The organism is Amycolatopsis ponsaeliensis, assembly GCF_030182635.1.
GTDB classification, from domain to species: domain Bacteria; phylum Actinomycetota; class Actinomycetes; order Mycobacteriales; family Pseudonocardiaceae; genus Amycolatopsis; species Amycolatopsis ponsaeliensis.
In genome coordinates, this window is record NZ_JAPZLD010000009.1 from 110,324 (window position 1) to 135,044 (window position 24,721).

Sequence of the window (24,721 nt, forward strand, 5' to 3'; positions counted from 1 at the left end):
CAGCGCGACGGCAACGTGTCAACTATAATTTGACGTACCTCATCACGTCAAATAAAATCTGATACGCTGTAGGCATAGGCTCCCAACAGCGGATACAGGAGAAAGCCGATGCCGGACGGACGCCCTGAGAACGACTTCGGGCCCTGGCTCGCGCGCCAGTTGCGCCGTGCGGGGCTGAGTCAGGCCGAACTCGCGGACCGACTGGACCTCACTCGGGCCGCCGTGTCGGCGTGGATCACGGGACGGGCACAACCCCGCGAAGAGACGAAACGCGCCATCGCCGAAGTCTTCGGCACCGACGCGGCCGTCGTCTACAACCGCACCAGCGACCTGACGCCAATGCTCCCCCGCGAGTGGTACCACCGTCCCGCCCACGCCGACGGCGGCCGTGAATACGGGAACGCCGCCGCTTTCGCCTTCGACGCCGACCTCTCGGTGCTGGCCAAAGAGGCCACCCAGAACTCCCTGGACGAACGGCTCGACCGTGATTACGCCGTACGAGTCCGCTACATCCTGCACGAAATCACCGGAGAGCGGCTGGACGCTTTTCTGCACAACATCCAGTGGGATCGACTGCAGCCGCATTACGAGCAGGCAGCGAGCGCCGATCAGAAGGTTTCGAAGAGCTTGCGCTCCGCGCTCGACGATCTGGCGACCACGAGCACACTGCGCCTGTTGCGAATCGACGACTACAACGCCTCAGGCCTGATCGGGCCCGAATACACGGACGGTCAGTTCGCGGCGGTGGTCCGACGCCAACTCGACAGCTTCAAGCAACAAGCGAGCCGGGCCGGCGGCTCCTACGGTCTCGGCAAGGCCACGTTGTGGGGGACGAGCCGGTTCGGGTTGGTGCTGATCAATTCGACCCTCTCCGAACCGTTCGAGGGGAGGACCGCTCGCAGGGTGGTAGGCAGGTTGGACCTGCCCTGGCACACAATCGACGAGCAGGCCTTCGCAGGTCCCGCGTGGTTCGGCGAGCTCGACACCGAACCCGCCCACCACGGGACAGCCAGATCCTGGTGGGCGGATGACGAGACGGTTCGCGGTCTCCACCTCGATCGCCCCAATGAGGACCCGGGCACCTCATTCCTCATCGTCGGTGCCCACGATGCGTCGGGAACCGCGGATACCCTTGCCGAGATGCACGACAAGCTCGTGCGGTCGTTGGCCAAGGACTTCTGGGCCGCCATGGTGTCGGGCACCGGCCGAGAGCCCATGCTGGAGGCGAGCGTGACCGCGCTCCACAACGGACAGACGGTGATCCCGGAGAAGCGCATCGATCCCCACGAGCACCACCCGGCTCTCAGCCGGGCGCTCGAAGCGTACCTGGACGGGGAAACGGTCGAGGAACTCACGGAACGCGACCAGGTGGCACAGGCGTCGGTGCCGCTGACAGTGGTGGCCAGGAGGACGGACGCCCGACGCAGCGCCGCGAACGTCGAGCACGAGGCCGTCCTCCTCGTCACTCCCGCCGGCGAGACCGATCAACAACAACTGAACCAAGTCGTTCTCATGCGAGGGAATCGGATGGCCGTGCGCGACCACCGCCCCCGGGAGGTGGCGCTCGGAGCCATGGCGTTCCAGGCCGTCCTGCTCGCCGGTTACGCAACAGGACGCGAAGGCGAGGAAGTCGAACTGGCCGAACAGTTCTTGAGGGCTTCGGAGCCGCCCGAGCACAACCGCTGGGGCAAGACCGAAGAATTGACCGCGACGTACGCCAGGGGGGCGCTGAGCAGGTTGGCCGACTTCCACCGGGCCATCGACGAGGCGATCCGAAGCATGGTCGGGAAGAGGGAGAGCACGCATCAGGCCGGCCCCGCCCTCCTTCGAGAACTTTTGAAGTTCGGCAGTCCGGCAACAGGAACTCGTCGGAACCAGCCCATTCCGACGGTACGCGCCGTCACTGCCACGATCGGTGACGACGGCGCGTGGAACGTCGGCGTTTCGCTCAAACTCCCCGCCGTCGAAGATCCGTGGTCCTTGACCCCGGTCGCGAAGTTCGACGTCCGCTCGGGCAGCAAACCGGACGTGCCCTGGCGGCTCGTCTCCGCGGAGAACTGCCGGATCGAGGGTGCGAACCTGATGATCGAGCCGGGGGTGCGGTCGGCGGCGTTCACCGCCGTCACAGATCCGACCCGACACCCGGTTCCCAGCTCGATGTCCCGTCTGGTCGTGGACGTCCAGAGGACGCGAGGAGGTGCCGCGTGATCACCACCTTCCCCTATCGAACGGTGTTCGGCGACGTCGACATGGAGGTCTCGGCTGTCACGGTGGACGGCGCGTCGCTGCCCTACTCCCGGATATCGAAAACGGAACGGACCGTGGCGCTGCACCAATCGGGCAAGGAGCACTGGCACACAGCCACCTTGCGCCTCGACGCGAGATTGCCGGGCGAGGAGATCGCCGCCGGGCCGTGGGAGGACGTCCGGTGCATGGCGGTGGTGACCGAAAAGGCCACCAACACCAGGATCGTCACCCGCTTGACGGAACAGGGCACCGGTCTCTACCACGGATCCGTCGAGCTGGCCCGGTCCGCTCACCTGAACCGAGCGACAGTCGGTCTCGCGGTCGTCGGCACGGTCGACGGGATACCCGGTCGGCTCATCGGAAGTGCCGACCGGAACTGGTACGTCGATCTGCAGTCCGCCACCCCGGCCCGGCAACGTGAGATCGACATCGTCGAAATCGACTTCCGCGACGGTCCCGAGCCATGGCTGCGTCCGTTCAAGGATGCGCCTTGGCTGGTCGACACGTCCGGCGAGATTCCGACAGTCCTGATCAACACCTCGGCCATCGAAGGATTCACGGACATCCTCGGCAGCACCGGCGGAACGGCGGGAGAAAAGGCGCTGCGCGAGACGATGAGCAGCCAGATCGCCCAGGACGCTTGGACCGCGATGTTCCAAGCAGCCATCAGCGACCTGGAACTGGACGAGGACGGAACGCCTCAGCTTCCCGGCGGCTGGCGCGGATCCGTTCTCGCTTCGATGTTGCCCGACGTCTTCCCCACCCTCACACCGACGGACGCGCTCTACGAGATCGACCAACGTCGGAAGCTGGGGTTCAGCTGGTCGGAGATGCAGACTCGCATGCAGTACGCGGCCGGGAAGCGCAGCCAGGTCACCAAGCGGCTGACCACGGCCATTCGATCCGTCCGCCGCGCGACCGACATGGGAGAACGATGACCGGCCCCCTCACGTTCGAAGCACCGCCGGCACTCGGCTTGCTGTCGAACTCCGCTGTCGCGGCCCACCTCGGCCGTGGTGTCCAAGCCGGTGACGAGGTGCCCCCACAGATCGCACTGAGCAAGGCAGTGACTGCTCTGCCCGAGAGTGCCCGGTGGCGGACAGAACCCCTTCGCGAGCTCTTCGACGAAGCGATGCAGCGCTTCCAACACCGGAAGACAGCAGCCGACGGGTGGTTGGCTCCTCGGCTGCACGCCACTCTGCGGATGAGCCGGTCCGAGGCCGCCCGAGGCGAACTGTGGAACTTCATCGCTCTTCTGGTGGCTCCGGACTACGTGGTTTGGCGCCACCGGGGCACGGAGATCGCACCGGCATCCCGCTTCAGCGGCTTGCACTACAACCAAGCGTTCGCACGACTGTGGTGGGTGGCCGAGCTCTTCCGCAACGGCGAAGACTACCGCCCGGTCGAGACGGTGTGCCGCGTGCAGGAAATCTTCAACAGCACGATGAGGCTGGACGTCGTGGACCACCGACCGACTGCGCTGACCGTGGTCCGCATCCTGCAAAACATGGTCGAGACCGGTGCACCACGCCCAGGCGATCATCTGCACGCTCTTTCGTCCGCGATCAATCTCGCGGGAAGTACGCTCGTCTTCGAGGCGCTGGCCTCCGATCCCGGTCCTGACCCCGAAGGGATCCAGGCTTGGATCGAAGGAGCGGCAAGCGCAGCACAGGTTCCCTTGGATCGCCTGCCCGACGGCCCGGATGACGGGTCTGTGGCCGAGTCCGGCATTCAGGCCCTGCTGCCGCTGTTCGAGCAACTCCGAAAGGATGCGAACGTTCGCATCCGAACGAAGCACGAGGAAGAAGCGGTCTAGTCGACGTCCCGTCCCGTCGCGGCTTCGGCCATCGCCACCGGACGGGAGTCGTCGAAGTCCTGCCAAGTGCCGCGAACCGCATCGTCGAGACGTCGGGGATCGATCACGAGGCCGATCGCTGCCGCCAGGACGTGAGCAGCCAACCGCGGAGGAATGGCGTTGCCCACCTGTTGCGACACGTCCTTTCCGGACCACGGGTAATCACGGGGGAACGTCTGCAGTCGGCCTGCATCCCACAGATCGAAGCGCGTGAGGTCTTTTCCGTCGGGTGTCTCGAGACGGTTGCGGGAAACCTTCCCCGTCACGGTTGCCGCCGGCTCGTCGGAATAGCGGCGCCCACGAGCCTTCGGGTCACCTCCGGTTCCGTAGTTCGAGACCACCACGAAGTCGTCCGTGCGACCGAGCGCCTCCCCCATGGTCACCCAAAGTGGTAAGTCGTCCGCTCCCGTACGCGGCGCACTCCCCCTCCGAAAGCGACGGTGTGTCGCCTTCGGCAGCTGGGGCTTTTCGGTCGCGCCGAACCGGGCGATCAAAATCGCCCGACGCCGGGTCTGCGGAACGCCGTACGCCTCTGTGTGCAGGATGCCCGAAGTGGTTTTGTAACCGATCCCCTCGAGCGCTTCCTCGACCGCCTCCCAAACCGGCAACACAGCAGGTACCTGTTCGAGTACAACCGTCCGGTACGGACGTCCCAGGTGATTGGCCCGCAGCGCCCAACGCAGCGGCTCCAGCACCAGCGCAGTCCGCTCGTCGTCCAGCGTCTTCAGCTCCGGCCGGACATCCTCTCCGGCCGCCATCCTCTTGACGAACCCGAGCACCTGGTCGAGGGCGCGGCGGCCTGCGCCGCCGCCTGCGACGGTGTAGGTCTGGCACGGCGGACCGCCGGTGAGAATCGTCGCAGCGGGAAAGTCCTCCGGCCCCAGATCACGGACATCGGCTTGATGGGTTCTCAGACCGGCCGCACGGCGGGTCGCGCACGCTCCCGAGTCCCACTCGACACCGTCGGCGACGAGGCCCAACCAGTGGGCAGCGACGTCGAGGCCCCCCGGGCCAGCAAACAGGTCGACGAGGTGTGGGCGCTCGCCGAAGTCGAGTTCCTGTTGCCGGGAGGTCATGGCCGGTCAGTGTATAGAGTCACATCGGGAGTCGAGGCAAGGCGCTCCGATCACAGGAGAGCCTTCCGCAGCGCTCTTCCCAATGCTCGCGCAACTGCGGGCGGCGCAGCGTTCCCGACTTGCCGGTAGCGAGCCGTCTTCCGACCGGCGAACCGCCAATCCGGCGGGAAGCCTTGGAGACGCGCCGTCTGATCCACCGTCAGCCTGACAAGCTGCGATCGGTCGAGGTCAGGTCGCCACCGGTAGTCGGGGCCCGGTACCTCGTCGGCCAGGGAGCTGCCGTTGACACCCAACCGCTGCCAAGCTGTCTTCGTGCCCGAGGGGCCCAGATCACCGCCTCCGCGGTTCCATGATCCGCCCACCAGCGTCGGGGCGAGCCGGTTGGCATGAGCAGCCCACTCGGCCGCCTGGGGCCAGCCGCGCACCGCCATGGACTCACCGAGTGCGTCGCCGACCGTGATCGGAGGTTCCAGCACGCGGGCAGGCTCGTCGAAGGCGTCCATCCGGTCGCCCTTGAGCGCGATGAAGATGCCCTGACGCCGGTCCTGTGGGACACGGTGGTCCGCGGCATTCATGACGAACCATCGACCGTGGTACCCGAGATGCTTCAACTCCGTCGAGATGAAATCACGCGTCGGCTGGTACCTCTCTCGGTCGACCAGTTCTGCCATGTTCTCGAGGAGTAGCGCCTTCGGCTGCACGGCATGCATGAGCATGATCGTCGCTCGGATCAGAGCGATCTCGTCGTCGATGTCCGAAGGGCTGTTCACGGCCGCTGCCGCCGGCACCCGAGGCAGACCTGCCGACAGCAGGTCGACGTCGTATACCTGCTGATCGTCTACTGGATCGAAATCAAGAAGATCGACTTGGCGGACGTCCCAACCGGGCCGATTCAGTCTCAACGTGTCGCACGCTACCTCTCGGTTGTCGATCAGCAGCACAGGATCGAAGCCCGCCTGTTCGAGCCCCAGTGCCAGGCCACCTGCCCCTGCGCAGACATCGAGAAAGCCCAAGCGACTCTCCTCAAGCGGCACGCAAGCCTGATCACCTTCGGTTCCCACCATCACCCCTCGCTGATTCTTTCGCACGATCTGAAAGACAAACTACGCCTGGTCACCAACTCGCGGCCTCACACGTTGGCCGGTCTTCCAGGCGGCGTACCGGACGGAGCCTGCAGCAACCGATCGACCGGGCAAGACAGTGGAGTTCTTCACGACTGCTCATCCCAGCGGGCTCCATACGCCAGGCCCGGCATGAGGCCTCGGAATCGCAGGTGCAGCTCCCCCGACGAATCGACCGCATGAGGCCGACCGCGGTACCCCGGATCCGACACGTCCCGCTGGAACGCTCCCTCCAACGCCCAAACCTCCGGAGGACGCGAACCCTGACCGAACCGCACCCGCAGGTCGAACGAATCACACGGATGCCGAGGCACCGTCACCATGTACGGCCGCAACGACGGCGGCCGGAACAGGATCGCCGTCTCCCATGGCTCGCCGCGGGACAACGGGCGGGGCAGCTCCAGCCCATATCCCCAGCGCGAGGACGTCTCCATCCCCCGGTCCACCAAAGTCCCTCCATACAAAACCGTGACCGACGGGCGTCCATCCGGGAGCGAAACCGCCAAGTCGAGAGACCGAACCCCTTCCTGATCAGCCACGATCCGGCGCCGCTCGAGGACCAGGAGCTCGTCCAGCACCAAAGCGATCGACAACGACGACGTGTGCCAGTGCTCCCCCGCGGAAGCAGCCGGCGGCGGCGAAGACGATGCAGCCAGCTCCGCCAGCAAATCGATCGCCTCATCCACACGGCGCCGGACCGTGCGGGGGTCGCGGTCCAGTCGCTGGGCTGCCCAGCGGACCCTCTCCTGGTACAGCGGCTGGCGGGCCTCCGCGCAGATCGCGAAAGCCGCCAGTGCCGCCACCCGCAGGTCCTCCGGGAGGTCCGCCGCCAGGGCGGACAACCGGTCTGACACCTTCTCCCGGATCGCCACCATCCCGTCGCCGTCCGCCACCGAACACGCCGAGCGAAGCAGCGGCCCGACCCGGTCCTCGACCCGGCCCGCCAAGCCTCGGCCCTTGCGCAGCGTCTTCAGCTCCTGGACCAGCTCAGCAGGCTTCACGGTCCTTCTCCTTCAGTGCGTTTCCATGGTCAGCACCCCCTTCAGGACAGAGTGCGGCCCGGCGGTGGACCGGAAGTGGACAGAACGTGCATCACCGAGGCGATCAGCGCCGTCCCCAGGCGGACGCCGTCGCGGCTCAGGTACGTGCGGAACGTGCCGATGCGGCCCAATGCCTCTTCGTCCGCGTCGCCTACGCCGAACGCCACCACGCGAGGACGGCGCGGCCAGGCCGGGTCGCACAACGACGAGAACGCCGATGGCCAGGTCACCGGGTCCGTCGGCTGGCCGTCCGACAGGAAGAACACCAACGGCCGGTGCACCCGGACCCGGTGGGTCTCCAAAAGCCGGATGTCCATATCTATGGCCGAGCGCAGGAACGTGAACACCGGGCCGAAGTTGGTGCCCGCGCACGGCCCCAGCGGCGGCAGCTCGGCAACCTCACCCGCCAGGTACAGCCCGTGCACCGCCGCCGGTTCCTCCCCGAAGCCGATGACGCTGCAAAGCACGCGGTCGGCGACCGACGCGTCGCCGTGGACCGCCCCCCGGAACTCGCGTAGACCCCTGTTCAGCTCGTCGATGTGGTCAGCCATCGAAAGCGAGATGTCGCACGCCACGTAACACGGCAACACGTCGGACCCCATACCGGTTTCTCCTTCACCCCTGATACGACCGGCGGAGTCTGGCAACCCGGTGTGTATCGAACGTGCAAGAAATGCGGATTACCGAAACTCCAACGGCCGATTGCGCGACACCAACGGGGAACGCAAGCTGACGGCCGGGGAGGCTGTGTGGAGTTTCGGATGCTCGGCCCGCTCGAGGCGTGGCACGACGGTGTGCCGGTGCAGCTGGGTGACCAGCAGCAGCGGTTCGTCCTCGTCGTGCTGCTCCTGAACGCGAACAAGCCGGTGTCGACCGCCCGGCTCACCGAGATCGTCTGGGCCGGCCGGGAAACCAAGCCCACCCTGGTGCGCGGCTACATCAAGCGGCTGCGCGACATCGTCCAAGAGACGGACGGCGTCGGCATCGAGACGACTCCGACCGGCTACCTCCTGCGCGTCGGCGACGACCAGCTCGACACCGTCCGGTTCGACCGGCTGCGGGCCGAAGCCGGCCGGGCCGACGAGCCGCGGCGGAAGATCGAGCTCCTGCGGGAAGCCGTCGGGCTGTGGCGCGGGCGGTTCCTCGAGGACATCGACATCGACCGCGTCGGCGGGGCCGAGGTCGTGCTCCCGGAGGAAAGCCTGCCCGACGCCGTCGGCGACCTCGCCGAACTGGAGCTGGACGCCGGCGACCACCGCTCGGCGCGCGACCGGCTGCGGCCGCTCGTCCGGTCCGACCCGGCCGGCCAGAAGCACGCCCAGCTCCTCATGCGCGCCCTGCTCGCCGGCGGTGACGGCGTCGGCGCGCTGCGCGTCTTCACCAGCACCCGCGACGCCCTCGCCGAGCTGCGCATGGAGCCCGGTCCCGTGCTGCGCAACCTCGCCGCGCGGGCCGAACACGGCGAACCGCCCAGCTCGCTGCCGTCGCGGCCCGGTGGGTTCACCGGCCGTGCCGCCGAATTCGCCGCCCTCGAGACGGCCGCCCAAGCCGGGCGCCGCGCCGTCTGGGTGAGCGGTGCGCCGGGCGTCGGCAAGACCGGCCTCGCCATCGAAGCGGCGCACCGGCTGCGTGCCCGCTTCCCCGACGGCCAGCTCCTGGCCCGGCTGAACGGCTTCACCCCGGGCGTTCCCGAGACCACCGTCGGCGACGCGCTCACCGAGCTGCTGGTCGAGCTCGGGGTGCCGGCCGAGCAGATCCCGGCCACCGTGGGCCGGAAGGCGACCCTCTACCAAACGACGCTCTGGGGCACCCGCACCCTCGTCGTGCTGGACAACGCCGCGTCGCCGGAGCAGATCCGGCCGCTGCTGCCCGAGGCCGACGGCTGCCTCGCCGTCGTCACCAGCCGGCGGATGGGCGACGCGGACACCGGGGAGAACATCCGGCTTTCGCCGTTGCCGCCGGACGAAGCCGCCGAACTGTTCCACGCGCTGAGCGACCCGCCGCGCCTGCGCGGCCGGGCGGCCGAGGTCGCGTTGGTCGTCAAGCGGTGCGGGTTCCTGCCGATGCCGATCCGGGTGGCGGCCGCGCTGTTCCGGCGGCACGACCGGTGGCCGCTCGAGCACCTGCTCCGGCTGCTCGAAGAGAACGGCCCCTGGGGCACGGACGACGCCGACGGCATCGCCGCCGTCCGGGTCTCCTACCAGCAGCTCGGCGAACCGCAGCGCGCCATGTTCCGGCTGCTCGGCGGTCTGCCCGGGCCGGACGTCGACGTCGTCGGCGGCGCCGCGCTGGCCGGCTGCGACGTCGCCGAAGCCCGGCTGCTGCTCGACGACCTGCACGAGGTCAGCCTGCTGGAGGAAGCCGCGCCGGAGCGGTACCAGATGCTGGACCCGCTCAAGGAGTTCGCCGCCGGTGAGCCGGCGCCCCGGCCGGCGCTGGTGCGGCTGCTCGACTTCTACCTCGTGACGCTGGCGGCCGCCGTCCGTGCCGCGTACCCCTTCGACCGGGCGCAGCTGCCCGCGTCCGACCGGTCCTGCGCGGTGACGCCCGATTTCGCCGACGCCGACGCCGGATTGGGCTGGATCGCCGCCGAGCGCGACAACCTCGTGGCCGCGATCCGCTACGCCGCCCGGCACGACCTGCCCGAGCACACGTGGCGCCTCGCCGTGCTGCTGTGGCGCTACTTCAACACGACCAACCAGTTCGAGGACTGGATCGGCACCCTCGAGCTCGCGTGGGAGACCGTCGCGGCCGATCCGGGCAACGACTACGGCCAGGCGCACGTGCTGCTGCGGCTGGCCACCGCGCACGACCGGCGTGGGCAGCTCGCGGAGGCGCTGGAGCTCGCCGCCCGCGCGCTGCCGAAGTGGCGCCGCCTCGGCGACCCGCGGGGTGAAGCGGCGACGTTGTGCGCGCTCGCGATTCCCACTATGGAGCTGGGGAAGCACGAGCAGGCGATCGCCCACCTCGAGGCCGCGCTGGCGAAGTACGAGCAGACCGAAGACCGGCGGGGCGAGGCCCACGCGCTGAGCATGCTCGGCTACCTCAACGAGCTGCACGGCAACCTCGACGTCGCATTGGGCCAGCACGCGGCGGCCGCGCGGATGCTGCGCGAGATCGGCCACGTCCAGGGCGTGGCGCACGCGCTGAACAATCTCGGTTCCGTGCAAGAGAACCTGGGCCTGCTCTCGGAAGCGCTCGCCAGTTATACGGACGCGCACGGGCACGCCGCGCAGGTCGGGGACCACTGCGTCGAGGCCTACGCGCTGAACAACATCGGAAACGTGCACCGCAAGCAGGGCCGGTTCACCCAGGCGGTGCGCTACCACGACAAGGCTCGCGAGGTGGCGGCGAACGTGCCGGACGCCGATCTGCGCACCCAGCTCTACCTCGACCGCGGGGCGACCGCGCTCGCCCGGGGTGCCCGGCGGGACGCGCTCACGGCGTGCAAAGCGGCCTTGGACCTGGCCGACGGCAGCGGAAACCGCGCCTACCAGGCACGCGCTCATCGCGGTGTCGCCGAAACGCTCCACGCGCTGGGTGAGCACACGGGCGCGGGCGCGCACTGGACGGCCGCCGAAACCGGGTTCGACGCGCTCGATCTGCCGGAAGCCGGCGAAGTGCGGGACGAACGCGCGGCGCTGGACTGCGCCTGCGCCACGCGCTGACGCAGTCCGGGCCGGCCGGCTCCCGGCCGGCCCGGCGTACATCAACCGTGCCAGGGGTTGCCGTTGGTGCCCGCGGGCGGCGGGCCGCTGGTGGTGGGCGGCGGCGGGGTGCCGCCGTCGTCGTCCGCGAACGCCGAGGTGGACCCGATCAGCGGCACCGCCGCGATGATGCAGAGCGCCAGCACGGGGCCGCCGATTCTGGCCAGCTTCTTGGGCATGGACATGGCGAATCCTCCAAAGGAATGGTGGTTTTCAGGGATTCCGGAGGATTTCCGGGCCCTGCAACCAGGATTCGTCACGCGAGTTGGGCCAACAAGGCGTTTCCTGTTGCCTGCGGAAATAGGAAACAGGAAACGCTCAGGAAAACAGAAAGGCGCCGGTGAAGAGCACGGTGCCGGCGACGACGAGCGCGGTCGTCGCCGAGGTCGTGTTCAGGAGCGCGCCCAAGATCGCCACGCCGAGGACGGCGCCCGTCTGGCGGGACGCGTTCAACGCTCCGCCCGCCGTGCCCGCCAGTTCGGGCGGGGCCGAGCCCACCACCGCCGTCAGCAACGAGGGAATGGCCAGCGACACCCCGAATCCCAGCAGTGCCAGCGCCGGCACCGACAAGGACGTGAATGCCTGAATGAATACACCTGAGGACATCAGCACGAAACCCGATACCGCCGGAACGCGCGGGCCGATGCGGGCCACCAATCGGCCGGTGAAGATCGGGTTGAACGCCGTCGGGATCGTCAACGGCAAGAATGCCAGCCCGGTCGACGACGGCGAATAACCCCGCGTCTCCTGGAAATACAGCGACAGCACGAACAACACGCCCGACAAACCGAAGTTCACGATCGCACCCGCCAGGAGCTTTCCGGAGAGCGGGGAAAACGGCAGCATCGCGCCCGGACGGCGTTGGGACGCCACGAAGACCGCGGCCGCAGCCAAGGACAGCGGCAGCACCCAGAAGTCGGCCTCGACCAGGGCGTACGTCAATGTCGACAAAGCGACTACGATCGAGACCTGGCCGAGCACGTCGAACCGGCGCGGCTTGGGCGGCGTCGCGGGGGCCGAGCGGGACAGGGCCAGGGCGACCAGCGCCACCGGGACGTTCACCAGGAAGATCGCGCGCCAGCCGAACGCCTGCGTCAGGAGGCCGCCCAGGAGCGGGCCCGCCACCAGGCCCGTTCCGCTCACCGCTGCCCACACGCCCATCGCCTTCGCCCGCGCGGCGGCGGCCGGGTAGGCCGAAGCGATCAGGGACAGCGATGACGGCACCAGCAGCGCGCCCGCCACGCCGAGCAGCGCGCGGAGGACGATCAACGCGATCGGAGAGAAGGCGAACGCCGACAACAAGGACAGCACGGCGAACGACGTCAGGCCCGTGAAGAACACCCGGCGTGCGCCGAAGCGGTCCGACCACGCGCCGGCTGTCAGGAGGAACGCCGCGAACGTCAGCGTGTAGCCGTTCGAAATCCATTGCTGGTCCGGCAAAGACGGCGACAACGCGGGAAGCGCCACCGTCACGATCGTCGTGTCCAGCATGACCAGGAAGTAGCCCAGCGAAAGGCCGGAGAGGAGTCTTGCCACAACGAAAGCCTGGACTCTCCGTGACTTCGACGGAAGCAGGCAGTTACGATGGTGGGTATCGGGAACGCCGATGGGGGCCTTCATGGAACTGCGTCACCTGCGCACCTTCCGCGTCGTCGCGCGGACGCTCAACTTCACGCGCGCCGCCGCCGAGCTGCACTACGCGCAGTCCAGCGTCACCGAACAGATTCAGGCGCTCGAAGCCGAACTCGGGTCGCAGCTCTTCGACCGCGCCACCAGGAAGCTCACGTCCGCGGGGGAACGGCTGGTCGGGTACGCCGACCAGGTGCTCGAACTCGTCGAGGAAGCCAAGGCCGCCGTGGAGGAAGAGCGCGGTGAACCCGACGGCGAGCTGACCATCGGGGCGCTCGAAACCCTGTGCACGCACTGGGTTCCACCGATCCTCGGCGCGTACCGGACGCGGTGGCCGCGCGTCCGGATGTCCGTGAAGGAAGGCGGTCGCGGCGAGCTGTACCGAGGCGTCCGGGAGTCCGAAATGGACGTTTGTTTCACCTTCGGCACCCCGCCGGACGATCCCGCGTTCGCCAGCCGGACCCTCGGCGTGGTACCGCTCGTCGTCATCGCACCGCCGGGGCATCCGTTGGCGGACAAGGAAGAGATCCGGCCCGACGACCTTCGCGGCGTCGGATTCCTCGCCACGCCCCAGGGGTGCGGTTTCCGGGAGATGCTGGACCGGATCGACGGGCCCGTGGTCGACACCGAGGTTGGCAGCCTCGCCGCCCTCGGGCGCTGCGTGGCCGCCGGGCTGGGCTGCGGCATCGTGCCCGCGCTGGTCGACCACCCCGGCGCGGTCGCCGTCCCCCTGGCCGGGCAGGCGACCGACGTCACCCTGACGTGGCGGCGGCGCGACGAGCACAAACCGAGTGTCGCCGCGCTGCTCGCCACCGCCGGTGGCGACGTCAGGGTTTGACGACCTCGAGACCGTCGGCCACCACGACGCCGTCATGGAGCACCGTGCGGTCGCGACCGCGGTCCATCACCGCGCTCGTCGGCGTTTCGCCGTCCACCAGGACCAGGTCCGCGCGGTCGCCGACGGCCAGGCCCGGCCGGTCGTCGAGGCCGGCCGGCCGCGGGACGTCGTGGCTCATGATCGACGCGCCGCCCATCGTCGCGACCGCGAGCGCGAGCTCCACGTGCGCGTCACGGCGGAAGCCGCGGGTGAACGCCAGCTGCCACGTCCGGTCCAGCAGGTCGCAGTTGCCGTACGGGCTCCAGTAGTCGCGCTGGCCGTCCTCGCCGAGTCCGATTCGGACGCCGGAGGAAACCAAGTCCAATAAGGACAGCTGACCGGACGAAGACGGCGCCACCGTGGTCATCGCGATGTCCCATGAGGCGAAGTCGTCGATCACCCGGCGGCTCACCGACTCGGAGATCGAGCCCAGGTCGTACGCGTGGGACATCGTCACCTTGCCCCGCATGTCCAGCGCCCGGACGCGCTCGAGCACCAGGTCCGTCGAGAACAGGCCGAGGTGGCCCGGCTCGTGCAGGTGGATGTCGATCTCCGCCTGGTACTTCTCCGCCAGGCCGAACACGGCGTCCAGGTGCCCCTTGGGGTCCTTGTCCACAGTGCACGGATCGATGCCGCCGATCACCGTCGCGCCGGAGCGCATCGCCGCGTCGAGGACGTCCAGTGTGCCCGGTTCCCGCAGGATGCCCGCCTGCGGGAACGCCATGACGTGCACCTCGGCCTGCGCCGCGAACTTCTCGCGAGCGGCCAGCACGGCGTCGAGCTTCTCCAGCTTGCAGTCGACGTCGACCTGCGCGTAGCTGCGGACTCGCGTCGTGCCGTGCGCGATCATCCGCTCGAGGGTCCCCGCGACCCGCTCGGGCAGCGGGACCTCCGCCGTGCGCCAGTTCTCGCGGTCGTTCGTCATCATCGTCCACACGCCGGGGCCGCCGGTGTGCGGCCGGAACGGCAGCCCGACGCGCGTCGAGTCGAGGTGCACGTGGACGTCGCTGAACGCCGGGAACAGCAGCCGGCCGCGGCCTTCGACGGCGTCCGGAACCGGAGCCGGATCGTGCGGGCGGACCGCCGCGATCCGGTCACCGGCCAGCTCGACGTCACTTCGTGAGCCACCCCAGGGGCGGACATCTCTGATCAGCACAGGAGGCACGGTAGTCATTTGCCGAGCGCGTCCACACCGGCCTGCGCGAACGCCTCGTCCTGCGCACCGGACGGCGCTCCGGCGACGCCAACCGCGGCGATCGGCGCGGAGCCCGCGGTCACCGGAACCGCGCCGGCCAGGAACAGCGTGCCGTCGATGTCCTTCAACGTCGGGGTCTGCTGCAGGCGGCCCACCAGCTCGGACGTCTTGGCGTTCCACGACACCGCCGTGAACGCCTTCTCCTGCGCCGAGCTGTAGGACTGCGGGCCCGCCCCGTCGCCGCGCAGGGTCAGGATCGTGTTTCCGTCGCGGTCGACCACGGCGACCGACACGTGCTGGCCGGCCTTGCCGGCGGCGTCCAGCGCGGCCTGGGCGGCCTTCTGCGCGGAGGCGATCGACAGGTGTGACGTCTGGATGACGCCCTTGGGCGGGGCCGGGGCCGCGGTGGCCGACACGGCGCCGACGGTGGTGGCGCCGACAGCGGCGAGGCCGGCGACGGCGGCGGCGATCCGGGTGCGGGTCGAGATCATGGTGTGCTCCTCGGGTTCGGCAGTTCGATGACTCCAGCTTCAGCCCGGCGCGGGGTCGATCCGGTCGTCGTCCCGGCCGACAACCGGGTCATCCGATCGGCTGATGCGCGGTCGTCCGGCCCGGCTGACGCTGGTGTCGGACCCGAAGGGAGCGAGCATGGAGACCATGACGGCCGATTCCGACGCGCGGTGGCTCGCCGCGGTCATGCACTCGGCGTTCGTGCTGCTGGTGCTCGCTTCGGCGGTCCGCTTCCTGACGCGTCACGACGGGAACCCGCTCCAGCCCTGGGTGATCGTGTTCACCGTGGCGCTGGTCCTCGCGTATGGCGCGGGCCTGGTCTTCCGGCCGGGCACTCTGCTCTGGCTGACCGTCGTCCTGGCGCTCTGGATCGTCCTGGTGGTGCTCGCCCCCAGCTTCGCCTGGTCGGCCATCCCCCTGCTGGTCACCGGCCTGCGCACGCTGCCGGCCGGGCAGGCCCTCGCCCTGGTCGCCGTGATCACGGCGCTGGTGGTCGTCTCGCAGAACCGGCTGGCCGACGGCTTCGACCCGAACCTCACCATCGTGCCGATCGCCATCGCCGCGGTCACCACCGCCGTCATCACCTTCATGCGGCGGCAGGCCGAACGGCTGCGGGAGTCCGAGCGCCGCGCCGGCGTGCTGGCCGAGCGGCACCGGGTGTCCCGGGAGCTCCACGACGCCCTCGCGCAGGGCCTGTCCAGCCAGGCGATGCTGCTGCAGGCCGCCGACCAGGCCTGGGACCAGCCCGAACTGGCCCGCGAACACGTGCGCGCCGCGCAGCGCGTCGGCGCCGGGAACCTGTCGGAAGCACGCCGGCTCGTCCAGGACCTCGCGCCCGCCGACCTCGCCGGCGCCACGCTCGAAGAGGCGTTGCGCGCCGTGGCCGGCCGGGCCGGGCTGCCGGTCGACGTCCGCATCGACGGCGACGAGCGGCCGCTGCCGGAGCGCGTCCAGTCCACTGTGGTCCGGATCGCCCAGGGCGCGCTGGCCAACGCGCGCGAGCACGCCGACGCGGGCAGCGTGGTGCTCACCCTCACCTACCTCGACGATCAGGTCATGCTGGACGTCGCCGACGACGGGCGGGGCTTCCTCGAATCAGCTCCCGAGGGCGAACGCGGCCACGGGCTCCCGGCCATGCGCGTCCGGGCCCAGCAGCTCGGTGGCAGGCTGACCGTGGAGTCCGCGCCCGGCCAAGGCACCGTGATCTCCGCCGCGATCCCCCTGGAGGCCTTGTGAGCATTCGCGTACTGGTGTGCGACGACCACGCCGTCGTCCGCGCCGGCCTGCGGGCCCTGCTGGCGGGCGCGGACGGCATCGAGGTCGTCGCCGAGGCGGCGACCGGGGAGGAAGCCGTCGCGACCGCCACCGCCGTGCACCCGGACGTCGTCCTGATGGACATCCAGCTCGGCGACGGCATCGACGGGATCGAAGCGACGCGACGGATCCGGAGCACCCCCAGCGCGCCCCGGATCCTCGTCCTCACGACCTACGACACCGACGCGGACATCAGCCGCGCGATCGCCGCCGGTGCCACCGGCTACCTCCTGAAAGCCGGCTCCGCCACCGAGCTGTACGCGGCGATCGACGCGGCCGCGGCCGGGCGTACGGCGGTGTCCCCGCCGGTCGCCGACCGGATGATGGCCCAGCTGCGCGCCCCGCGGCCCACGCTCACCGGCCGCGAACTCGACATCCTCCGTCAGCTCGCCCAGGGACTGGGCAACAAGGAGATCGCCCGCGCGCTGTTCATCAGTGAGGCGACGGTCAAGACCCACCTGAGCCGGATCTACGGGAAGCTCGAGGTGGACACCCGATCCGGCGCCGTCGCGGTGGCGAAGGAACAACGGATACTGGACTAGACGTTGTCCAAAAGGGATAGATGTTCGTCCGACAGCGCCAAGGTGAACGCGGGCGCGATCGACTCGTAGTGTTCCCACGTCCGCGGGCCGATCAGCGGGATCACGCCCTGGTGCAGCAGCCACGCCAGCGCCACCTGGTTGCCGGACGCGCCCAGCGACGACGCCACCTTCGCCACCGCGGCCAGCCGTGCCTCCGAGTCCGGGCCCGCGTACGCGCGCCAGATCGGCGTGGACTCGCGGTAAGCCGCGTCGTCGTAAATCCCGCGCAGCAGTGAGGAATACGCCGCCAGGGAGACGTCCGGGTGTTCCGCCAGCCAGTCCAGCAGCTCGCCGCCCGCGATCGAGGGGACGTCGGCGCCGGTCGGGCGCAGGTACGAGTGCTGGACCTGGACCGCCACCGGGGACGCCCAGCCGTTCGCCAAGGCCAGCGAGCGGATGTGCTCGAGACGCCACGTGCGGACATTGCTCCAGCCGATGTACCGGACCTTGCCCGACCGCACCAGTCCGTCCAAAGCGGACAGTGTCTCCTCCGGCGGTTCGCGGCGGAGGTCGACGTGGACGTAGTACAGGTCGATGTGGTCCGTTCCCAAGCGCCGCAGGCTTTCCTCCACCTCGCGCCGGATCACCGCGGCGCTCGCGCCTTCGTAGGTGCGCTCCCTCGCCGCCCAGTCCGTCGTGCCGTCCGGGCGGGAAGCGGCGCGGGCCGCGGGGAAGTCCGTGATGCCCGCCGCCACCTTCGTCGCCAGGAACACCCGGTCGCGGCGGCCTTTCAAGAGGCGGCCGAGGAGCGCTTCGCTCTCGCCGCCGGCGTACGACGGGCCCGCCCACCACGCGTAGCAGTTCGCCGTGTCCAGGAAGTCGCCGCCCGCGTCGAGGTACGCGTCCAGGATGCGGGCCGACGTCGGCTCGTCCGTCGACGTGCCCATCGTCATGCAGCCCAAGGACACCTGGCTCACCCGCTGGCCGGTCCGGCCCAGTTCCACCTTCTTCATGCTCACGAACCTAAAGCCGGATCGGTCCGGTACTACAGTCCAATGGTGTGGCCAGATCACAGACCAATTGGGGCGTCCTGCTCGAGCTGAGCGGGCCGGGTCCGAAGCACGACCAGCTCGCGCGGGCCCTGCGCCGGGCGATCCGCGGGCTCGAAGACGGCGTCGCCGTGCCGCCGAGCCGGCAGCTCGCCGCCGACCTCGGGTGCTCGCGGTGGGTCGTCACGCAGGCCTACGCCCAGCTCGTCGCCGAGGGGTACCTCGCCGGGCGCACCGGATCGGCCACGCGCGTGCGCCGCGTCGCGAGCGAACCGGCGCCGAGAACGCGCGCGAGGCAGGCCGCCCCGCCGCGGTACGACCTCGCCCCCGGGCTGCCCGACCTGCGGCACTTCCCGCGGCAGCGGTGGGCGGACGCCGTGCGCGACGTGCTCACCACCGCGTCGCACGCCGACTTCGGGCTCCCCGATCGAGAGGGGCACCCGCGGCTGCGCGAGACCCTCGCCGGCTACCTGCGGCGGGTTCGCGGCGCCGAGACGGACGACGTCGTGATCTGCGGCAGCGTCACCGACGGCGTGACCCGCGCCTGCCGCGTCCTGCTCGAAAGAGGCGTCACGCGGCTGGCCGTCGAAGATCCCGGTTGGACGCGATTGCGGCGCGCCGCCGCGGCGACCGGGATGGCGATCGATCCGGTGCCGGTCGACGGAGAAGGCATCGACGTCGGCCGGATCCCGCGCGGGACGCGGGCCGTGCTCGTCACGCCGGCGCACCAGTTCCCCACCGGTGTCGTCCTCTCGCCCCGGAGGCGCACCGAGCTCCTCGACTGGGCGCGGGACGTCGACGGACTGATTCTCGAGGACGACTACGACGCCGAATTCCGGTACGACCGGCGGCCCGTCGGCACCGTCCAAGGCACCGATCCGGGCCGGGTCGCGCTCTTCGGATCCGTCAGCAAGACGCTCAGCCCGGCGCTCGGGCTCGGCTGGGCCGCACTCCCTCCACAGTGGACTCTGCCGGGGCACGCGCCACCCGTGGTCGACCAGCTCGCGCTCGCCCGGTTCGTCGAAAGCGGCGGCTACGACCGGCATCTCCGGGCCGCGCGGCTGCGGTACCGCGCCCGGCGCGACCGGCTCGTCGAGGCGCTCGGCCCCGCGCGGCTCTCCGGTGTGGCGGCCGGGCTGCACCTCGTCCTGCACCTCGACCGGGACGCGGCCGAAGTGACGAAGAGAGCGCGTGCCAAGGGCGTCAAAGTCGCCGATCTCGACGGCTACCGGGAAGCGCCCGGCGAGCCCGCGCTCGTCCTCGGCTACGGCAACCTGGCCGACAACGCTGTCGGTGACGCCGTCCGGTTACTGCGCGAAGCGGCCGGTTGAGGTCTTCTCAAACGCCCATCGAGGTGGAAAGCTGCTGACCGAACCGAGGGCCTGACCAAAGGTCCGCTTCTGACAACGTTGTCATCTCCGGGAGGTGCGCCCATGTGGTCGCAGAGCAGACGGCTGGCCGCCGCGGTGGCCGCGGGGGTGGTGGTCGTCGGCCTGGCGCCCGCCGTGGCGCAGGCCGCGCCCGCCCCGGCGGATCCGGTGAGCCTGGTCAATCCCTTCGTCGGCACGCAGAACTTCGGCAACACGTTCCCCGGCGCGAGCGCGCCGTTCGGAATGGTGCAGGTCAGCCCGGACACCGGCGGTCAGGGCGGCTACGACTACCTGCAGAACGCGATCTACGGCTTCAGCCAGACGCACCTGTCCGGTGTCGGCTGCGGCGTGATGGGCGAACTGCCGATCATGCCGACCACCGGCGCTGTCGACAACGTTGACAAAGACGCCTACAGGTCCGAGTACAGCCACGACGACGAGCACGCCGAGCCCGGCTATTACCGCGTCGGCCTCAAGAAGTACGGCGTGAACGCCGAGCTGACGGCCACCGCGCGCACCGGCTGGCAGCGCTACACCTTCCCCTCGACCGGGCAGGCGAACGTCCTGTTCAACACCGGCCAGGCCAACCAGTCGGTGAAGGACTCCGAGATCCACGTCGTCGGCGACCGGACGCTCGAAGGCCGCGTGCGCGCCGGCGGGTTCTGCGCCGGCCACGACGAGCACACCGTCTACTTCACGGCCACCTTCGACCGGCCGTTCAGCTCCTACGGCACCTGGCGCGGGTCGACACGCACCGACGGCAGCCGCGACGCCGCGGGCACCGGCGGCAACGGCGCCTGGGCGAGCTTCGACGCCACCACCGACCACGACGTCGTCCTCAAGGTCGGCCTGTCCTACACGGGTCTCGACGGCGCACGGAAGAACCTCGCCGCGGAAACGAAGGACTACGACTTCGACGCCACCCGCGCGGCGCTGCACCAGCAGTGGGTCGACAAGCTGGGCGCGATCAAGATCGGCGGCGGCACGACCGAGCGGCAGACGGCGTTCTACACCGCCCTGTACCACTCCCAGCTGCATCCGAACCTGGCCGGCGACACCGACGGCGCGTACACCGGCTTCGACGGCAAGGTGCACACGGCCGCCGGGTACACGCCGTACCAGAACTTCTCGCTCTGGGACACCTACCGCCCGCAGAACCAGCTGCTCGAAATGCTCGAACCGCAGGTCGCGCGGGACGTCGCACTGTCGGTCGTCGCCATCGGCCGTGATGGCGGGTGGCTGCCGCGGTGGGCCCTGGCCGAGAGCGAAACCAACATCATGACCGGCGACCCCGTGACGCCGTTCCTCGTCGAAGCGTGGTCGAAGGGGCTGCTCGCCGGGCACGAAGAAGAGGCGTACGGACTGCTCAAGAAGAACGCGACGAGCACGCCGCCCGCGGATTCGCCGTACAACGGGCGCTCCGGCGTCAACTACTACAACGACCGCGGGTACATCCCGAGCGGACTCACGCTGGGTAAGGACTGCGCGGCCAAGGGCGGCGACAACGACTGCGAGCACCCGGCGTCCGCGACCATGGAGTACTCGGCGGCCGACGCGGCGCTGGCGTTGATGGCTCGCGGTTTGAACCACCAGGCCGACGCGCGGATGTTCGCCGACCGCGGCCAGTGGTACAAGAATCTCTGGGACTCCTCGACTCAGCAGTTCCGGCCGCGCACGACCGAGGGCACCTTCCTCACCCCGTACAACCCGGTCGACGCCGACCACCAGTTCCACGAGGGCGGCGCCTACCAGTACCAGTGGCTCGTGCCGCAGGACCCGGCCGGGCTCGTGTCGCTGATGGGCGGCAAGCCCGCGACCCAGAAGCGGCTCGACTCGTTCTTCGCTTACGACAAGCTGCTCAAGGACCCGGCCGGCACCGCGCGCAACGACTGGATCTCCAGCCCGTACGACTACTACGGCAAGGCGACGTACAACCCGAACAACGAGCCCGACCTGCTCGCGCCGTACATGTACAACTGGGTCGGCGCGCCGTCGAAGACCGCGACGGTCGTCCGCGCGGCGATGACACTGTTCACCACCGGCCCGGACGGCATGACCGGCAACGACGACCTCGGCACGATGTCCGCGTGGTACGTCTTCTCGTCGCTCGGGCTGTACCCGACGATGAGCGGCGCGAACTTCCTCGCCGTCTCGAGCCCGCAGTTCGAGTCGGCGACCGTCCGGATCGGACAGTACGGGCGGTCGCAGGGCGGCACGCTGACGGTGAACGCGCCGGGGGCGAGCGACACCAACCGGTACGTCCAGAGCGTGTCGCTCAACGGCCGGGACATCCGGCAGACGTCCCTGGACTGGTCCGCGCTGTCACACGGCGGTGTTTTGAGCCACAAGCTCGGGTCGAAGCCGTCTTCGTGGGGTACTTCGGCCGCTGCCGAGCCGCCGTCGGTGAACAACGCCGCCGGTGACCTGCGGCGGCACGTCGACGCGTCGCTGCGTCAGACGTCCGTCGTGATCCCGGCCGGCGGGGCGCAGCAGGTGCACCTCGACCTGGACGTCCTCGCGCAGAACCCGGTGTTGCAGCCGGTGACGATTTCCGCGACCGCGCCGGCCGGGTGGAAGGTCAAGGTCCAGCCGGCCGACCTGATCTGGTCGGGACGGCTGCCGGTGCAGAAGACGGTGCCGATCACGGTGACCGTGCCGGCCGGGGTTGCCGCCGGGACGTATCCGGTGCAGGTCAAGGTCTCGGGGCTGGGCGCGAACAGCGTTTCGCGATCGGCGACGATCGAGGTCCGGACGCCGTCAGTGTGTGCTTCGTCCGGCACGTCGTGCGCGGTCGACCTGGGCCGCGACTACAACCACGACGGCACGGCGACGGTTTCGGCGTCTTCGGAGGGCAATTTCGACGGCGGCGGCTGGAGTTACGACGCGTCGCTGCTGCCCGCGGCCGGCCCGGTGACCTGGGACGGCGTCACGTACGCGGCACCGGACGCTGCGGGCACGGCGGCGAACTTCGTCGAGGCGCGGGGGCAGTCCCTGCTGCTCCCGGCAGGACAGCACGGCGCGCTGCGGCTGGTCGGGTCGTCGCACAACGGGCCGGTGTCGACGACGCTGACCGCGCACTACACCGACGGGACCAGCGCCGACCTGGCCGTGACGTTCGCGGACTGGGCGGGATCGGGGTCGTCGGTGGTGCTCGAAATGCCACACCGCATCAAGGCGGGCAGCGGAGTCGACGGGCCGCCGGTCCGGCTGTTCGGCATCTCGGCCGCGGTGGACGGCGGTAAGACGTTGCAGTCGGTGAGCTTGCCGAACGACCCGCGGGTCGAGATCTACGCGCTCACCCTGGCGTGATGGTCCGGTTCGCCGGGTCCGTCCCGGCGAACCGCTCCACCAGGCCAGGGAGACTGTCAGTAGTCGTTCGTCACCCCCGCGCATCTTGTTAATTAGCATGCGAACTAGCATGTCAACTAACATGACGGCCGGAGCGACGGGGCGGACGATGCAGGACGAAGAACTCGCCGAGATCGTCGACAACCTTCGCGCGCTCGGCAGTGACGTCTCCGACGTCGAGGTCAAGCGAGCGGAGGGCGGTCTGCCCCGGTCGGCTCGTGAGTCGCTGGTGGCGTTCTCCAACACGCGGGGCGGCACGCTGATCCTCGGCCTCGACGAGCAGGCCGGTTTCGCGACCACCGGCTTGTCCGCCCCGACGAAGATGTCGTCGGATCTGGCGGACATGTGCACCGCGGAGATCGAACCCTCACTGCGTCCGCACATCGGCATCCACGAGTTCGAGGGCGCTCGGATCCTCGTGGCCGAAATCCCGGAACTGGCGTCGAACCGCAAGCCCTGCTTCAGCCGGGGCGCCGGCATGAGCCAGGGCAGCTTCGTCCGAGTCGGCGACGGTGATCGAAAGCTCACCAGCTACGAGGTCCAGCTCCTGCTGGCGAACCGGGGCCAGCCACACGAAGACGAGGCTCCCGTCCCCGGTACCGGGCTCGCCGACTTGGACCCGGCACTCGTCGAAGCCCTTCTGACCCGCCTCCGCACCCGCCGTCCCTACGCGTTCAACGAACTCGACGACATCGCGGCCCTGCGCAGGGCGAAAGTCCTGGTCAACGGCACGAACGACAGCGTCGTCGTGAGCGTCGGCGGGCTGCTCGCGCTCGGCCGGTATCCGCAGGAGCACCTCCCGCAGGTGATGCTCACCTTCGTCCACTACCCGACCCCGGACGGCGCCGACCTCACGACCGGAGAGCGATTCGTCGACAACATGGTGGCGGAAGGACCGATACCGGTGATCGTCCGCGACGCGCTCATCGCGGTGCGAAAGAACATGACGCGACGGTCGGTGGTGCACGGAGCGGGCCGTGCGGACATCTGGCAGTACCCCGAAGCGGCCCTTCGGGAAGCCATCGTGAACGCGCTCGTGCACCGCGACCTCTCACCGGACGCGCGCGGCACCCAGGTACAGGTGGAGATGTATCCCGACCGGTTGACCATCCGGAATCCCGGCGGTCTCTTCGGCCCGGTGACCGAGGAACAGCTCGGCGAAGAAGGCGTCTCATCGGCGAGGAACGCGAGCCTCCTGCGAATCCTCGAAGACGTGCCGCTGCCCGGAGGCACGCACGCGATCTGTGAGAACCGCGGCTCGGGTATCCGGACCATGATCAACGCTCTTCGGGCCGCGCGGATGAGCCTGCCTGCGTTCAAGAGCCGGGTGAGCACCTTCACCGTCACCTTCCCCAACCACACCTTGCTGGGGGACGAGACCGTCGAGTGGATCAACTCCCTGGGGGAACACGGACTCTCCGAGAGCCAGTGTGTCGGACTCGCGATCCTGCGCGAAGGCGGGCATCTCGACAATCAGGCCTACCGGACGGAAACCCGCGTCGACTCCCGCGTGGCAACTCATGAACTGCGTGACCTCCTCGCGCGCGAACTGGTGGTGCAGACCGGCAACCGTCGCTGGACGAGATACCGGCTCGCTCCCGCACTCCGCCCTGACTCCGGCGCGACCGCAGGCTCCGCTCGGAAACGAGCAGATCGCCGAGGCGAAATCTTGGCCGCTCTCGGCGACGCCGAGAGGTCGAGGCTCGAGTTGGCGATGGCTACCGGCCTGACAGACCAGACGGTGGCCAGGTGGTTGCGCATCCTGCGGAGCGAAGGCGTGGTGGAGACGACCGAAGCGAACGTGCGAAACCCGGCAACGCGGTATCGCCGGACGGGGCAGATCGCGCTCGGCGAATAGGCGG

At 69.5% G+C, this 24,721-nt stretch carries 19 protein-coding genes; 10 read left to right on the forward strand and 9 right to left on the reverse strand.

Annotated features, from left to right (window positions below; translation table 11 throughout):
* Window positions 1-108 precede the first annotated feature (108 nt).
* From QQ657_RS15620 to QQ657_RS15630, 3 genes are read left to right on the forward strand one after another with little or no spacing between them, the layout of a single operon-like run.
* A complete protein-coding gene (locus QQ657_RS15620; RefSeq protein ID WP_284742856.1) occupies window positions 109-2,208 on the forward strand; it encodes a helix-turn-helix transcriptional regulator in 2,100 nt (699 codons plus the stop codon).
* On the forward strand, window positions 2,205-3,185 hold the full coding sequence (locus QQ657_RS15625; protein ID WP_284742857.1) for a hypothetical protein: 981 nt from the start codon (window positions 2,205-2,207) through the stop codon (window positions 3,183-3,185). Before QQ657_RS15620 ends, QQ657_RS15625 begins: the two co-directional genes overlap by 4 nt.
* Window positions 3,182-4,063 (forward strand): DUF6339 family protein, encoded by an 882-nt coding sequence (locus tag QQ657_RS15630; protein WP_284742858.1) that lies wholly within the window; start codon window positions 3,182-3,184, stop codon window positions 4,061-4,063. The genes QQ657_RS15625 and QQ657_RS15630 overlap by 4 nt, the downstream gene beginning before the upstream one ends.
* Here QQ657_RS15630 and QQ657_RS15635 read toward each other — a convergent pair.
* The 4 genes from QQ657_RS15635 to QQ657_RS15650 all read right to left on the reverse strand — a co-directional run bounded on the left by QQ657_RS15635 (window position 4,060) and on the right by QQ657_RS15650 (window position 7,941).
* Window positions 4,060-5,178, reverse strand: a complete 1,119-nt coding sequence (locus QQ657_RS15635; RefSeq protein WP_284742859.1) for a DNA cytosine methyltransferase — start codon at window positions 5,176-5,178, stop codon at window positions 4,060-4,062. The genes QQ657_RS15630 and QQ657_RS15635 overlap by 4 nt on opposite strands.
* Window positions 5,179-5,228: 50 nt before the next feature.
* Window positions 5,229-6,242, reverse strand: coding sequence for a DNA cytosine methyltransferase (locus QQ657_RS15640; protein WP_284742860.1), 1,014 nt, complete (start codon window positions 6,240-6,242; stop codon window positions 5,229-5,231).
* A 146-nt stretch (window positions 6,243-6,388) separates the two neighbouring features.
* The gene (locus QQ657_RS15645; protein ID WP_284742861.1) at window positions 6,389-7,300 is read right to left on the reverse strand and encodes a hypothetical protein; all 912 of its coding nucleotides are present in this window, start codon (window positions 7,298-7,300) and stop codon (window positions 6,389-6,391) included.
* A 41-nt stretch (window positions 7,301-7,341) separates the two neighbouring features.
* On the reverse strand, window positions 7,342-7,941 hold the full coding sequence (locus QQ657_RS15650) for a vWA domain-containing protein (protein ID WP_284742862.1): 600 nt from the start codon (window positions 7,939-7,941) through the stop codon (window positions 7,342-7,344).
* 159 nt (window positions 7,942-8,100) lie between these two features.
* Between QQ657_RS15650 and QQ657_RS15655 the strand changes: the two genes are divergently transcribed.
* Window positions 8,101-11,007, forward strand: coding sequence for an AfsR/SARP family transcriptional regulator (locus QQ657_RS15655; RefSeq protein WP_284742863.1), 2,907 nt, complete (start codon window positions 8,101-8,103; stop codon window positions 11,005-11,007).
* Between the two features lie 41 nt (window positions 11,008-11,048).
* Here QQ657_RS15655 and QQ657_RS15660 read toward each other — a convergent pair whose 3' ends face one another.
* Together QQ657_RS15660 and QQ657_RS15665 are read right to left on the reverse strand one after the other, a co-directional pair.
* Entirely contained in the window at window positions 11,049-11,231 is a 183-nt protein-coding gene (locus QQ657_RS15660; protein ID WP_284742864.1) for a hypothetical protein, read from the reverse strand.
* 133 nt (window positions 11,232-11,364) lie between these two features.
* On the reverse strand, window positions 11,365-12,582 hold the full coding sequence (locus QQ657_RS15665) for an MFS transporter (protein WP_284742865.1): 1,218 nt from the start codon (window positions 12,580-12,582) through the stop codon (window positions 11,365-11,367).
* 82 nt (window positions 12,583-12,664) lie between these two features.
* Here QQ657_RS15665 and QQ657_RS15670 point away from each other — a divergent pair, with 82 nt between their 5' ends.
* A complete protein-coding gene (locus QQ657_RS15670; RefSeq protein WP_284742866.1) occupies window positions 12,665-13,513 on the forward strand; it encodes a LysR family transcriptional regulator in 849 nt (282 codons plus the stop codon).
* Here the strand turns inward: QQ657_RS15670 and QQ657_RS15675 are convergent.
* Window positions 13,503-14,708, reverse strand: coding sequence for an amidohydrolase family protein (locus QQ657_RS15675; protein WP_284742867.1), 1,206 nt, complete (start codon window positions 14,706-14,708; stop codon window positions 13,503-13,505). The two genes, QQ657_RS15670 and QQ657_RS15675, sit on opposite strands and share 11 nt — an antisense overlap.
* 14 nt (window positions 14,709-14,722) lie before the next feature.
* Window positions 14,723-15,238 (reverse strand): GlcG/HbpS family heme-binding protein, encoded by a 516-nt coding sequence (locus QQ657_RS15680; RefSeq protein WP_284742868.1) that lies wholly within the window; start codon window positions 15,236-15,238, stop codon window positions 14,723-14,725.
* Window positions 15,239-15,341: 103 nt separating this feature from the next.
* Between QQ657_RS15680 and QQ657_RS15685 the strand changes: the two genes are divergently transcribed.
* A complete protein-coding gene (locus QQ657_RS15685; protein ID WP_284742869.1) occupies window positions 15,342-16,493 on the forward strand; it encodes a sensor histidine kinase in 1,152 nt (383 codons plus the stop codon).
* Window positions 16,490-17,113: a response regulator gene (locus QQ657_RS15690; protein WP_284742870.1), complete on the forward strand. Its 624-nt coding sequence runs from the start codon at window positions 16,490-16,492 to the stop codon at window positions 17,111-17,113. The genes QQ657_RS15685 and QQ657_RS15690 overlap by 4 nt, the downstream gene beginning before the upstream one ends.
* On the opposite strand, the gene QQ657_RS15695 is transcribed toward QQ657_RS15690, so the two are convergent.
* The gene (locus QQ657_RS15695) at window positions 17,110-18,105 is read right to left on the reverse strand and encodes an aldo/keto reductase (RefSeq protein ID WP_284742871.1); all 996 of its coding nucleotides are present in this window, start codon (window positions 18,103-18,105) and stop codon (window positions 17,110-17,112) included. The two genes, QQ657_RS15690 and QQ657_RS15695, sit on opposite strands and share 4 nt — an antisense overlap.
* A 47-nt stretch (window positions 18,106-18,152) precedes the next feature.
* On the opposite strand from QQ657_RS15695, the gene pdxR reads away from it, so the two are divergent.
* The 3 genes from pdxR (at window position 18,153) to QQ657_RS15710 (ending at window position 24,717) form a co-directional block, all read left to right on the forward strand.
* A complete protein-coding gene (gene pdxR / locus QQ657_RS15700; RefSeq protein WP_284742872.1) occupies window positions 18,153-19,472 on the forward strand; it encodes a MocR-like pyridoxine biosynthesis transcription factor PdxR in 1,320 nt (439 codons plus the stop codon).
* A gap of 102 nt (window positions 19,473-19,574) precedes the next feature.
* On the forward strand, window positions 19,575-22,820 hold the full coding sequence (locus tag QQ657_RS15705; protein WP_284742873.1) for a GH92 family glycosyl hydrolase: 3,246 nt from the start codon (window positions 19,575-19,577) through the stop codon (window positions 22,818-22,820).
* Window positions 22,821-22,905: 85 nt separating this feature from the next.
* Window positions 22,906-24,717 (forward strand): ATP-binding protein, encoded by a 1,812-nt coding sequence (locus QQ657_RS15710; protein WP_284742874.1) that lies wholly within the window; start codon window positions 22,906-22,908, stop codon window positions 24,715-24,717.
* Window positions 24,718-24,721 lie beyond the last annotated feature (4 nt).